This window comes from Rubneribacter sp. (assembly GCF_965361815.1).
In genome coordinates this window covers 1-12,868 of sequence record NZ_CBDTNW010000023.1, presented here as the reverse complement: position 1 = coordinate 12,868, position 12,868 = coordinate 1, and the positions used below count along the sequence as shown (strand labels likewise).

The 12,868-nt window shown below is 66.3% G+C and carries 11 protein-coding genes; 3 read left to right on the top strand and 8 right to left on the bottom strand.

Going from position 1 to position 12,868, the window contains the following annotated elements; all coding sequences use genetic code 11:
* From ACWKY3_RS01380 to ACWKY3_RS01345, 8 genes are all read right to left on the bottom strand, one after another.
* The coding region (locus ACWKY3_RS01380; RefSeq protein WP_449314634.1) for a 4Fe-4S binding protein at nucleotides 1-514 on the bottom strand (514 nt) is incomplete at its 3' end.
* Between the two features lie 2 nt (nucleotides 515-516).
* Complete coding sequence (locus tag ACWKY3_RS01375) at nucleotides 517-1,680, bottom strand: 4Fe-4S binding protein (RefSeq protein WP_449314633.1); 1,164 nt, start codon at nucleotides 1,678-1,680, stop codon at nucleotides 517-519.
* A gap of 5 nt (nucleotides 1,681-1,685) precedes the next feature.
* A complete protein-coding gene (locus ACWKY3_RS01370; RefSeq protein WP_449314635.1) occupies nucleotides 1,686-2,327 on the bottom strand; it encodes a 4Fe-4S dicluster domain-containing protein in 642 nt (213 codons plus the stop codon).
* Nucleotides 2,327-3,043 carry a TorD/DmsD family molecular chaperone gene (locus ACWKY3_RS01365; protein ID WP_087197560.1) on the bottom strand — a complete coding sequence of 239 codons (717 nt, stop codon included), beginning with the start codon at nucleotides 3,041-3,043 and terminating at the stop codon, nucleotides 2,327-2,329. Before ACWKY3_RS01365 ends, ACWKY3_RS01370 begins: the two co-directional genes overlap by 1 nt.
* Nucleotides 3,044-3,058: 15 nt before the next feature.
* Nucleotides 3,059-4,018: a hypothetical protein gene (locus tag ACWKY3_RS01360; RefSeq protein ID WP_449314632.1), complete on the bottom strand. Its 960-nt coding sequence runs from the start codon at nucleotides 4,016-4,018 to the stop codon at nucleotides 3,059-3,061.
* A gap of 172 nt (nucleotides 4,019-4,190) precedes the next feature.
* The gene (locus tag ACWKY3_RS01355) at nucleotides 4,191-5,975 is read right to left on the bottom strand and encodes a hypothetical protein (protein ID WP_449314631.1); all 1,785 of its coding nucleotides are present in this window, start codon (nucleotides 5,973-5,975) and stop codon (nucleotides 4,191-4,193) included.
* Between the two features lie 193 nt (nucleotides 5,976-6,168).
* Nucleotides 6,169-6,723 carry a LysR family transcriptional regulator gene (locus tag ACWKY3_RS01350; protein ID WP_449314630.1) on the bottom strand — a complete coding sequence of 185 codons (555 nt, stop codon included), beginning with the start codon at nucleotides 6,721-6,723 and terminating at the stop codon, nucleotides 6,169-6,171.
* Between the two features lie 4 nt (nucleotides 6,724-6,727).
* Nucleotides 6,728-8,200 carry a response regulator transcription factor gene (locus ACWKY3_RS01345; RefSeq protein WP_449314629.1) on the bottom strand — a complete coding sequence of 491 codons (1,473 nt, stop codon included), beginning with the start codon at nucleotides 8,198-8,200 and terminating at the stop codon, nucleotides 6,728-6,730.
* A gap of 383 nt (nucleotides 8,201-8,583) precedes the next feature.
* Here ACWKY3_RS01345 and ACWKY3_RS01340 point away from each other — a divergent pair, with 383 nt between their 5' ends.
* The 3 genes from ACWKY3_RS01340 to ACWKY3_RS01330 form a co-directional block, all read left to right on the top strand.
* A complete protein-coding gene (locus ACWKY3_RS01340) occupies nucleotides 8,584-11,637 on the top strand; it encodes a molybdopterin-containing oxidoreductase family protein (RefSeq protein ID WP_449314628.1) in 3,054 nt (1,017 codons plus the stop codon).
* A 3-nt stretch (nucleotides 11,638-11,640) separates the two neighbouring features.
* Entirely contained in the window at nucleotides 11,641-12,273 is a 633-nt protein-coding gene (locus ACWKY3_RS01335; RefSeq protein WP_449314627.1) for a 4Fe-4S dicluster domain-containing protein, read from the top strand.
* On the top strand, nucleotides 12,273-12,868 hold a 596-nt coding region (locus ACWKY3_RS01330), incomplete at its 3' end, for a DmsC/YnfH family molybdoenzyme membrane anchor subunit (protein ID WP_449314626.1). The genes ACWKY3_RS01335 and ACWKY3_RS01330, both read left to right, overlap by 1 nt.

Sequence of the window (12,868 nt, the reverse complement as noted above, 5' to 3'; positions counted from 1 at the left end):
CCGCCACCTCGCGCGCAAGCGCGCCGCCGGGCGCATGCGGGCACGTCTCGCACGAGCCGCACGCCAGCGTCGCGTCGAACGCGCGATACGCCGCCAACCCTACGAGCGCCGACTCGTCAATCCGGCCCAGGCACGGCACCACGCAGGCGTCCGCCGCATCCGCGCTCGCAACGCCCGCCGCCTCAAGCGCCGTCTCGCACACGATGACCGGATGCCCCTTCGTCGCCACGATGGAGCGCTTGAGCTGTGCCGTCAGCTCCTCGTCCGTGGGATTGCGAAGCTCGATGGCGCAGGTGGGGCACGCCGTGGCGCACGTGCCGCACCCGATGCAGCGCCCCGGCTCCACAACCAGCTCGTTGCTACGCAGCGAAAGGGCGCCCGACGTGCACGCCTCCGCACAACGCAAGCAGTCGGCGTTGCGGTTGCGCACCGAGATGCAGCGTTCCTCGTGCACGGCGATAGCGTCGTTCTCGATGCCGCCCAGCAGGGCGAGCACTCCGTCGATCAGGGACATGGCTACCCCCTCTCCGCAGTCCTGCCGCCATCCGCAGCGCCGTCCGCAGACACGGCCGGCGTCTCGGACGCGGCGGCAGACGCCGCGCTGCCCGCAGCTGCGGGAACGGGCGCGGAAGCGGATGCGCCCCGCCCCTTGCTCGGCAGGAAGGGGAACGTGATGGCACGTTCGGGGCACACGTCGGCGCATGCGCGGCACTTGCTGCAGTCGTTGAGCGTCGTCTCGCCCGCCGCGACGTCGTGCAGGTTGATGCACTCAGGACACGCCCGCTCGCACAGGTTGCACGACAGCCCGCGGCCCTCAAGCAGGCACCTCTCGGAGTCGATGCGCGGCCTGAACGTCCGGTTCAACCCGCTGAACAGGGAAAGCAGCGCACCCAACGGACAGAAGCGCTGGCACCACTTCGGCAGCAGCAAAACCTCGATCGCGATGATGGCCGGAAAAGCGAGCACTGTCCAGGTGGTGTCGCCGAACGCGAACAGCCGCATGACCAAAAGCACTGTGGCGAATGTGAGGCCGACAGGGCAGACAAGGCAGAACACCGGGAAGCCGAACACGAGCGTCGACCCGAGCGCCGCCGCCAAGATGCCGTGGCGGCTGTCGATCTTGATGCCCTTGGCCTTGCCACAGGGGGCCGCGCATGCGGAACAGGCGGGGCGTGACGCCATCCCCCGTGACGTTATCCCCGGGCTTTTGTCACGGTCGGGCGCGGGTGGCGCCGCTTGCGCCGCAGATTCCCCTGCTTGCGCCGCATGGAGAGCGAGCGAGGCGGCGGATTCGTCCGCAGCGCCGCGGAAAGAGACCGGGACGAAGCCCTGACCGGCATCGCCTTCAGCAGAAGAGCCCGAAGCGCGCGACGCGCCCCGCTTCCCCTTCCTCTTTCCCCGCGCCATGAAGTGCACGGGACACGCCCAGGCGCAGAACACCTTGCCCAGCACGACGCACACCGCCAGCACCGCCAGCACGCTCACCACGGCCATCGGGATGGCCGTGCGCTCGGCGATCATCGCCAAAAGCGCGCCCAGAGGGCACAGAAACGTGATGGTGTCGAACCCGATGCCGCAGAAATTGCCGATGCCCCCGGCCGTGAAGTACCCTGCGGCCACCACCGCGAGCACCGCCAGCATGATGAGGAACCGCAGCCGAGCGCTGTTGAACTTCTTCATCTTCCTCACGCCTCCACTTCTTCGGCGGGCCGAACGACGATGGCGCGATCGGTGGCGCCTGCGGAGATCGATCCCGCCGACAGCGAGATGCACGCCCACTCGCACGCGCCGCATCCGTTGCATGCGTCCACGTCGACCACGGGCACGTTGTCCGCGCCCAGTTCGAGCGCGTCGTAGTTGCACACGTCGACGCACTCATGGCAACCCATGCCCTTGGCCGCCAGGCACCAATCGCGATTGAGCGCCGCCTTGCCGATGACCACGCTTGCCGGGTCGGGGCACACGAGCGCATGCGTCGGGCATGCCGCGACGCATTTCGGCCCGCCCGGTTCCATCTCGCAGAAATCGCACCAACCGCTTTTGAAGTCCATGCGCGGCGTGCGCACGTTCAAGATGCCGTCCTCCAGATGCGCCGGGGCGATGGCGTGCTTCGGACACACCTCGCGGCACTTCTCGCAGTGCAAACAGCCGCGGACAAGCTGCTCCTCGTCCTGCCCTCCCGGCGGGCGCAACAGCGTTTTGCTGGGAAGGTACTTCACGCCTCCCAGCCCCACCACGGCGGCGGCTCCCACGGCGCCGAGGGCGAACGTGCGCCGCGACACGCGGGGACCTGCGGCGCGCTTGGGCTTCGCCTCCTGCCCGCACATCATGCCACCTCGGCTTTCTCCCCGTCCTCGCTTGCATCGGCCTCGTCCTCGGACAGCACGGCGTCCAAGAACTCCCGATCGTTGCGCAGAAAGCCGTCAGTCAGCTTGCCGAGGCCCTTGTAGAAGTCGGTGCGGGGGAATTTCTGCAGGTCGGCCGCCATCATGGGATACCACGCCAGCAGATGGTCCTCGAGGAAGTTGCGCTGCGACAGCAGAAGGGCGCGGCACGCGTCCTCGTCGCCCTCCTCCAACGCGGCGATGGCGCGCTCGCACAGGATCTGCTCGAACTCAAGCTCAAGCGCGATGTGGTCCTCGCCCTCCTTCCAGCTCTCCTGCTTGGCCAATCCGGCGGCGCGGTACAGCACGAGCACCTCGTCGCGCGCGTCCTGCATCATGAGCCGCTTCGGGCTGGTGTACACCGACTCGTAGGGGTACGCAGCTGAGAAACCGTCGTTGCCCGAGCCGATGAACGCGCGCACGTAGTCCACCGCCAGCTCGGTGAGCACGTCTCCGCTCGCTTGGCTCAGATACCCGCAGATCATCCGATAGCCTTCGTCTACAAGCGGGTTTCCCGTGTTCGCGGGAAAGCGCATCGACACGAGCGTGTCGTACAGCTCCTGATCCACTTCCGTGCGGAACAGACGCGAAAGGAACTGGTAGGTGGCCCTGCGGCCGCGCAGCACGTCAACGAGGCCGATTTCCTGATCGTGAGACATGGATGCTCTCCTTTCCTAACGAACGGACGAGGACGGGGCAGCGACAGACGAAGATGCGGCGTCGGAGGACGCGGCGGCTCCGAGCAAAGACGGATCGGCCGCATCCTCGGCAGAAGACGCGGCGTCGAACAGGCCGGATGCGAGCACGCTGCGTCCAAGGTCGGTGATGGCCCACGTGCCGCGCCACTCGATGGCGCCCGTCCCCTCAAGCTTGCCGCGGAAAAAACCGCAGAAGCGCCGCGGCTCGGCGCACAGCGGGTCGTCGTCCACGGCGGCGTCAAGTTCCTTGGTGGGGCAGCCGCCCTCGCGCGCCGCCATCTCCAGCACGCGCTGGAAGACGGGCAGATAGCGCTTCTCCTCGACGATCTTCTGGACGATGCGATCCTCGTTGACATACGCCTCCACGGCATCAAGGCCCGCCTGGGTGGCCCGATAGCGGCACGGAGGCGCGGGCGTCACCGAAATGAAGTTGTCATCAGACTCTTCGCCCTCCGCCAGCGCTTCGCCGCCCCCGGCGGCAGACGGCGCGACATCCGCGTCCGCGCTTTCGCCTATCGCCTCCGTCGCGCGGGCATCCTCGCCTTCGGCTGGCGCGTCGCCTGCGCCCTCGTCCTCAAGCCGCTCCAGCGCACCGGCGCGCTCGAGCAGCTGGATCACCTGAACCGAGCTGTACACGCTCGTGGGGCTGGGATGCGCTTCGTCCAGCGCGGCGGCCGCCTCCTCAAGCGTGCGCGGCTCCGCGCACAGCTCCACGGCGCGCAGCAAGCGGAACTGCTGCCCCGGCATGCCCGAGAGCAGCTTCTCGATGCGCTCGGCGGGCGAAAGCTCCACCGGCGGGGGCACCACGCTCTTGTCGGCATCGGGAATGGGCGGCAGGTAGTCGGCCTCGGCGTCGTCCCGCTCGCCCCCGTCCAAATCCAGATCGGCCAAAGGGTCGAAATCGTCATCGATAGCAAAAGCCTCGACATCGCTCATATCCATCAGTCCTTTCGCAAAATCACAGGTCATGCAAAGTCAGCGAGGGTTCGCGCGGCACCCGGCATCAGCGGGATCGCGAAGGCGAAGCGCGCTTCGGCACGCGGGCTTTCGGGATCGAGCCGGGAGCGATGCCGCACGAAACCGCAGCGCCGAGCATCTTCGACGGCCGTTAAACCGTCGAAGCGCTGCAGAGCACCTTCGTGGGCAGCTCGCGGGGAACGCTGGGGTCGATCGACAGCGCTTCGTTGGACAACGGCGCGAACGCGGAGGGAGCCACGCTGGCCAACCGCTCGCCATCGCGTACGAACACGCGCGTGATCTGCACGTTCATACGCGCAGTGGCCTCCAACGCCGCATGTTCGAAGCGCGTGCACACCGCTTGCCCATCCGCTGCGGCCAGCACGTCCAGCAAAAGCGCGCGCTCGCGCTCAAGGGCCACGCGCCGGTGATCAATGGTGAACTTGTCGTCCACCGCATCGTTGCCGGGAAGAAACCCGTTCACGAAACCGGTCACGAACACCACCCGCACATGGTGGCCATGGCAGCGCCCGTACGTCGCAACGCGCACGGCGTCGCGCGTCGCGTCCTCCATAGGCAGGCGAAACGCCTCGCGCGCAAGGCGGCCGACGTCCGCGCGCGCAGGATCGTCGCCCAGAAGCGCTGCCTGGCGCTCGGAAAGCGGCATGCCGTGCGCCTCGAACAGCGCGCACGCCTCCTCGCGCGTCAGCCCGTTCGCGCACGCGCGGCGCAGCTCGCCAAGCTCGTCGAGCGGTGCGTCGAACTTCCCGAAGATGGTTGAGGCGCGCTCCTCGTCGCGCTGCGCGCGCAGCTGCGCCACAGCCTCGGCGGCGGAGATGCCGCGCTCGCGCGCGTACGCCAAAAGCTCCAGAAACGCGTCGGAGCGCAAAAGCCAGTCGCCGAAGCCCATCCACGAGCGCAAAGACGTGAAATCGTCGGGATCGAGGAGAAGCCGAAGGAACGTCGCCAGCTTGAGCTGGGCGTAGCGGCCCTCCGTGCGGGGGTCGCCCTTGATCTTCCCCTCGAAAAACGCGCGCTCCACGGGCACGCCGCGCTCCTCGAGCGCATCGGACAGGCGCGTGCCCCATGCCGCGTTCGGCACCGCCACCAGCACGTCTTTCGGCGCCGTCCCCGCCGCCAAGCGCTCCTCCACCGACGCGGCCACGAACGCCCGCTCAGCCTCGGGATCCTCAAGCGCGCGGCCCTCCCGCGCAGCGCGCGGACGCGCGTCTTCCACCTTCACCACGCACTCGGCCGCATCGGCAAGCTCGCGGAATCCCTCGAAGCACGGATACGGCTCCTCGGCACTCGCGGCCGCCAGCGTGCGCCCCGCCGCCACCAAGCCGCGCGTGGCCAGATGACGCACCAAGCGCTGCGACGCCCTGCTCATCGTCGTGTAATCGTCCACCACCAGCACAAGCCCCTCCCGCTCGATGCCGGCGGCCGCCAGACCGCGGTACGCAAGCGACGCCGCCTCGCACGGCAGAAGCGCGCGGCGCGCCTCAAGGTTCTCGATCAGAACGGCATGGACGGCTTGCTCCTCGGCGGAGATGAGCCAGCGCTCGTCATCGTCGGCGCACTCGCTGATGCTTTTGTAGAAGAATTTGAGCATCTCGCGCAAGCGACCGGGCTTGAGGCCGCTCACCTTCACGTCCTCCATGAGGACGTCCATCTCGTTGCCGTCCAGCACGCGCGCGCCGCGGCTCACGGCCGCGCTCACCCGCGCATCGCCCATGATGTCCAAAGCCAGATCGCGCACGGACACCGCGCTTATTGCATCGAGCGGCGAGGCCGGATCGGCGGCCAGAAGCGCCCGGTAGCGCGCCGCCGTCCAACTGTTGGCGCACACGATGCGCACGGGCAGCCCGGCTTCGGCAACACGGCGGGCGTACGCCAGCAATGCCGGCGCAATATCGTAGGACGCGTCATGCTCCACGCATGCGCATGCGCCCTCGACTGGAAGTTCAATCAGATTGCGCGTCGCCTCCTCTGCGGACGCGACAAGACAAGCACCCATCGTTCGGCCTCCATCCATCGTCTTCGGATGAAGCCCTTTGCTTGAAGCCCCCCAGCTTCACAGTGCCCTTAGCGCCTCCGAGTATGGCCCATCGGCGCGCGCCCGTCCACCATCATTCCGAAACGGAATGGACAAGGTCAAGCGCCGCCTGCTTGTCATCCGCGCCCAGCTTGCGGTACGCGCCGGCCAGCACGTCGGCCACCTCGTCGCGCGAAAGCCCCAGTTCGGCTTTGATGGCATCGAAGCCGCGCTCCTCCAGATACAGGATGAGCGCGCCCAGCTCGCGACGATCCAGGCCGAAGCGCTCGGCCGCAAGGCGACACTTGCAGCGCAGGTCCGTGTCGCCTGTCCGCCCGGCTGCGGCATCCGCGGCCGGGCGATCTGCGATCCGCACGCCGGCCCGCCCCTCGCCCGCCGCGCGCACGAGCGCCGCCGTGGCGCGCAGCAGCTGCTCCATCTGCCGCGCTTGGGCGTACAGCACGCCGCCCGCCTCGGTCAGGCTCACGCCGTTGCGGTCACGCACGAACAGGTTGGCTCCGAACTCGCGCTCGAGCAGGGCGACGTGCTTGCTCAGCGCCGACTGCGTGAGATGCAGTTCGCGCGCAGCCGCCGTGAAGCTGCCGCAATCGGCCACTTTCGCGAACTCGCTCAGATGCGCCGTCTCCATGCCCTCAGTCCGCCTTCTCCCGCCCGGCCATCTCGTGCGCCAGGTCGATGAGCTCCTGGCGGTTGTCTACGCCCGTTTTTTGGTAGATGTGCCGGATATGCGTACTCACGGTGCCCGCCGATATGAACAACGCCTCCTGGATGCGCGAGATGGTGCGCCCCTCCAAAAGCAGCGGCAAGACGTCGGTCTCGCGCGGCGACAGCCCGTAACGCTCGGCGATGAGCGCGCATGGGTCCGCCGGATCGTCCGATCCCTCCCCCGCCGGCTCATCCGACGTCGTCGGCCCCACCAGGCTGACCTCGCCGATGCCTATCTTGATGAGATCCGTCTCCGTGAACAAAAACAGGTGCGCTATCAGCAGAAGCGACACCGCCACCAACGTGACCAAGGCAAGGTCGAACATGCTCACGCCGATGGCCTCCAGCGAATGCGCGAACAACGACCCCGCCGTCTCGCCGCCGTAAAGCGCCACGAACCCCAAGCCGATAACGCGCGCCGGACTCACCCTGAAGCTCGACGACACGTCGATGCACACCACGCACAGCACGAGCACGAAGCAGTGGTACCCGCCGAAGATGAAAGCGCTCGAATACGTGTTGTTGTCGGACATGAACGGCGTGGACAAGCACCCCAAACACAGCATGAGCATGGACAGCCGGTAGGAGAAAAAGACGCTGTCGCGCTGTTGGAACACGGCGATCAAGCTGATGGCGAGCGACCCGACGAAACCAGCCAGAAACAGGTACGCGCCGAACGCGTCCTGCACGGCGTAGGTCTTGCAGCCCGACATCACGTCGAAAAACCCCATGAGCACGCCCACCAGAGCAGCCCCCGCAAGCGCCTTCGCGAACAAAGCGGACGTTTGGCGCGAGAGCTGCTGCTCGGGTTCGCGCGTCAACTGGGGAGTCGCGCCCGAACAACGCCGCAACAGGACGGCCGACGCCACGGGCATGACCGCGATGAGCCCAATGACCACCACCGACGGCCCCGCTATGAGCACGAACCCTATCACGAACGAAGCGCACAGGGACGAAGCCAACTCCACGAGCGCCAGGCGGCCGCCCAGCCCCGACTCCAGCTCTATCCAGCACAGGAACAGCACCGCCGAACCCGTGCCCGTCATGACCGCGCTCAAGCTGAGGGCGAGCATGCCCATGGGCGTGGCGAGGTCGGAGAACGGGGTGAGCACGGCGCCCGCGCTCATCATGAAGGCCGCGCCGGCGACGACGGAACGGTTGGCGCCCACGCGCTCGCGCCGCACGATGACGGCGACGAAGAGCATGGTGACCACCATGGCAACCAGCGAGATGAGCAGATTGGCGTACAGCGTGCCGCGCACGTCCGAGGAGAACCCGTAGGGCACGATGCTGTAAAACATCATGAACATCCAGAGCCACTGCAACGTGGCACCCGCAACGCGTCCAGGTGAGACGTTCGCGCCCAAGGCGGCGTCCCATGCACTCCGAATCTTCCCCATGCTTCCACACCCCCCTGAGTCTGCGCGAAGCGATGTTGCGCCGACCCCTGTCGACATGTCCGATTATACGGAACAGACAATTCCCCCTCTTCCGGATATTTATTCTAATTTAAGGATAATTTATGATGAGAATAAACCAAAACCCCTGTTCAAAGCCACACAGAATTTTTCATGATTGCAAAATCATGATTATTTATGATGCGCCGAATCCTCCTTCCCAGCGTTTGCGCGATGCTCTTGAGGCCCTCGCAACCCTAAGGTTCGCACCAGCGATCCGGGGTCTTTGCGCCACCGAAGGCCAAACGCCCGCCAGGCGGCAGCCCCCCGCCCCGGCCGCGAAAAAGCAGACGAGCAGGACGAGAATCGAGAGAAGGAGGAGGAGTATGGGCAACCTGACCATGTCGCGGCGCACGTTCGTCAAGACCGCCGCCATCACCGGCGCGGTGGCTGCGGCGTTCGGCGCATCGACGCGCACCGCACTGGCCGAGGAGACCTACCCGGTGGTTTCCGGACAGGACACCGTGGCCGTGAAGACGTGCTGCCGCGGCTGCGGCAAGATGGAATGCGGCGTCAAGGTCATCGTCCAGAACGGACGCGCCATCCGCGTGGAAGGCGACGAGGGCGCGTTCCAGTCCATGGGCAACTGCTGCACGAAGTCGCAGTCGTCCATCCAGGCGGCGTACCACCCCGACCGCCTGCACTATCCCATGAAGCGCACCAACCCCAAAGGCGAAGAGCCCGGGTGGCAGCGCATCAGCTGGGACGAGGCCATGCAGACCATCGTGGACAATTTCACGGAGATCAAGGCCAAGCACGGCGGAGAGGCCATCGCCTGCCAAGTGGGCACGTCGCGTATCTGGTGCATGCACTCGGAGTCCATCCTGAAGAACATGCTGGAGACGCCCAACAACGTGGAGGCATGGCAGATCTGCAAGGGTCCGCGCCACTTCGCCACCACCATGGTGTCGCAGTTCGCCATGTCGTGGATGGAGACGATCTGCCGCCCGAAGGTGTACGTGCAGTGGGGCGGCGCTTCCGAGCTGTCCAACTACGACGACTCGTGCCGCACCACCGTCGACGTCGCATCGCGCGCCGACGTCCACATCAGCGTGGATCCGCGCATGGCCAACATGGGCAAAGAGGCCGACTACTGGCAGCACCTGCGCCCCGGCACCGACGCCGCGCTGGGCTTGGCTTGGACGAACGTCATCATCGAGAAGAAGCTCTACGACGAGCTGTACACCAAGAAATGGACGAACGCCCCGTTCCTCGTGTGCGAGGACATGGAACCCTCCGGCTTCCCCACCGTGCGCACCGACGGCTCGTACTGGGACGTGAAAACCCTCCTGCTCAAGGAGAGCGACATCAAGGAGGGCGGCAGCCCGTACAAGTTCCTCGTGTACGACAACAACTGGGAAAAGCTCAAGGCCGAGGGCATCGAGCACCAGTACGGCGCGTTCACCTGGTTCAACGCCGACCAGGAGGGCAACATCGACGACACGGGCGGCTTCTGGGAGGGCGAGAACTACGACTCCGAGAAGGCGCGCGAGGGCCGCGAGGCCGCGCAGGACAACCTGCTGCCCGGTCAGACGCAGGGCTGGGTGCCCGACCTTCTGCCCTTCGACCCCGCCATCGACCCCGCCCTTGAGGGCGAGTTCGAGATCACGCTCAAGGACGGCCGCACCGTGAAGGTGAAGCCGGTGTGGGAGTATTACAAGGCGCGCGCCGCCGAGTACACCCCCGAGGTGGCCGCCGAGATCACCGGCATCCCCGCCGAGGAGATCGAGGCCGCGGCCACGGCCTACGGCACGCGTCTGGACCCCGAGAGCGGCTACGGCAACGGCGGCATCCAGTACATGCTGGCCATCGAGCACTTCTGCAACTGCATCCAAACCTGCCGCGTGTTCGACAACCTCGTGGGCATCACCGGCAACCTGGACACCCCGGGCGGCAACCGCGGCCCCACCATCGTGCCCATCGACGGCGATCTGCAGGGCTTCAGCGCCTGGGCGCCCGGCGCCTCCACCCCGCCCGCAGAGGTGAACCTCAAGCAAATAGGCCGCGACAAGTTTCCGCTTCTGGGCTGGTGGCAATACTGGGCCGACAGCCACTCGGTGTGGAACGCCGCCATCACAAGCGATCCCTATCCGCTGCGCGCCCTGTGGAACGAATCCGGCAACTTCATGAGCCAGACGAACACGAACCGCGCATGGGAGGCCCTCTGCTCGCTCGACTTCTACGTGGACCTCAACCTGTGGCACACGCCGCAAAACGACACGGCGGACATCATCTTGCCCGTGGCGCACTGGATTGAGCTCAACTCGCCACGCGCCTCGCAGGGCGCTTCCGGCGCCATGGGCGCCACGGTCAAGTGCGTGCAGCCGCCCGCCGAAGCCAAGTACGACCCCGAGATCGTCATGGACCTGGCACGCCGCATGAACTGGCCGTGGACCACCGAGCCCGGCAACGAATGGCCCGACATCAACTGGCAGCTGGACGACTCCATCAAGCTGCTCACCGACGACGAGCTCACCTACACCACCTGGCATGTGGAAAACGGCGTGCCCACCTTCGAACGCCACGGCGTTCCAATGGCCGAGGTCACGCCCAAGTACAAGACCTGGGACGAGTACGTGGCCGCCTTCCAAGAGCACGGCTGGTGGCAAGCCAAAGACATTGAGCCGCGCAACTGGGGCACCTACCGCCGCTACCAGACGGGCGCCCTGCGCGCACGCGACCGTGTGTGGGCGCGCCTCGACTACACGGCCGGCAAGGGAATCGGCAACTGGAAGCCGGGCTTCTTCACGCCGACCATGAAGCAGGAGATCTGGTCCACCGTCATGGAGTCGCACCATCCCGACAACCCCGAGTGGTTCCTGCCCTCCTACTGCGAGCCGCCGCACGGCCCCAAGGACGGCGACCGCATCAAGGAGTACCCGCTGACCGCCACCACCGGGCGCCGCATCCCCGTGTACTTCCACTCCGAGCACCGTCAGCTTCCCTGGTGCCGCGAGCTGTGGCCCGTGCCGCGCGTGGAGATCAACCCCAAGACGGCGGCCGAGTACGGCATCGAGCAGGGCGACTGGGTATGGATCGAAACCGAGTGGGGCAAGATCCGCGAGGTGGCCGACCTGTACTACGGCGTGAAGGAAGACGTCATCAACCTCGAGCACACCTGGTGGTACCCCGAGGTGCAGGACGCCGGCCACGGTTGGCAGCACTCGCAGGTCAACCAGCTGATCGACCACAACGCGCAAGATCCGCACGCCGGCAGCTCCAACCTGCGCGCCTACCAGGTGAAGATCTACAAAGCCACGCCTGAGAACTCGCCGTTCGGCAACCCCGTGCCCTGCGACAGCAACGGCACGCCCATCATCCACACCTCCGACGACCCGCGTCTGAAGGAATGGCTGCCCACCTACGAAGGGAGGGAGTAAACCATGACGAAAGCCATCTTTACCGACGTCAACCGGTGCGTGGGCTGCCTTGCATGCTCGGTTGCCTGCAAGGCCGTCAACAGCGTGCCCATTGGCAACTACTGGAACAAGGTCGTGCGCGTGGGGCCCAACCCCATCCCCGGCGGCTCGGGCCAGTACCCCGACGTGTACATGTACTTCCTGCCCATCAGCTGCCAGCACTGCGAGAACCCCGAGTGCGTGCACGTGTGCCCCACCGAGGCTTCGCACGTGGCCGAGGACGGCACTATCCAGATCGACAAGGAGAAGTGCATCGGCTGCCAGTTCTGCGTCATGGCCTGCCCTTACGGCGTCCGCTACCTCAACGAGGAGGAGAAGGTCGTCGAGAAGTGCACGCTGTGCGAGCAGAAGCTGCTCCAAGGCGAGCTGCCCCAGTGCGTTAGCCAATGCGGCGGCAACGCCCGCTGGGTAGGCGACACCGACGAGGGGCTCGACTCCTTCGTGGGATCGTTCGACTCGGCTGGCAACCAGCGCAAGATGACCGAGTTCTTGGAGCCGTTCGAGGAGTCCGACATCTACCACCTGCCCGACGTGGGCAACAAACCGTCGTTTGCCTACATCCTACGCGGACAGCATTGGGAAGGAGGCGATGAGTGATGGAAACGCAGTGGCCTCTCGTTATCTTCACGTTCTTCGTATGCGTGACCTGCGGCCTTTTGGGCAGCATGTCCGTGTTGGCCCTTAAGGGCCAAGGGCGCGACCTGCAGATGACGGCGCTTGTCGCATCTGCCGTGTCGCTCGTGATCGGCGGTATTGGGTCCTTCTTGCACCTGCAGCACTGGGAGCGCATCTTCAACGGGTTCGGGCACATCACGTCCGGCATCACCCAGGAGCTGATCGGGTGCGTGGTGCTCGCCATCCTCATCGTGGTGTGGTTCGTGATGCTGCGCGGCGGCAAGAAGCTGCCCGTGGGGCTGAGCGCAGTCACCCTCGTGGCCGCCGTCGCCATGGTGTGCGCCACCGCGCACTCCTACCTGATGGCCGCCATCCCGGCATGGAGCTGGGCGCTCGTGGTGTTCTACCTGGGCAACGCCCTCATGATGGGCCCCGTGGTGCTGTGGGGCATAGCGGCGATCAAGCGCGACCAGGAGGTCGAGAAGACCGCGATCGGCATGAGCCTTATCGGCGCGGCGGCCTCGCTGGTGGCCGATCTCGTGTACACGGCGGTGTGCGCCACGGCCACGTTCGCCAA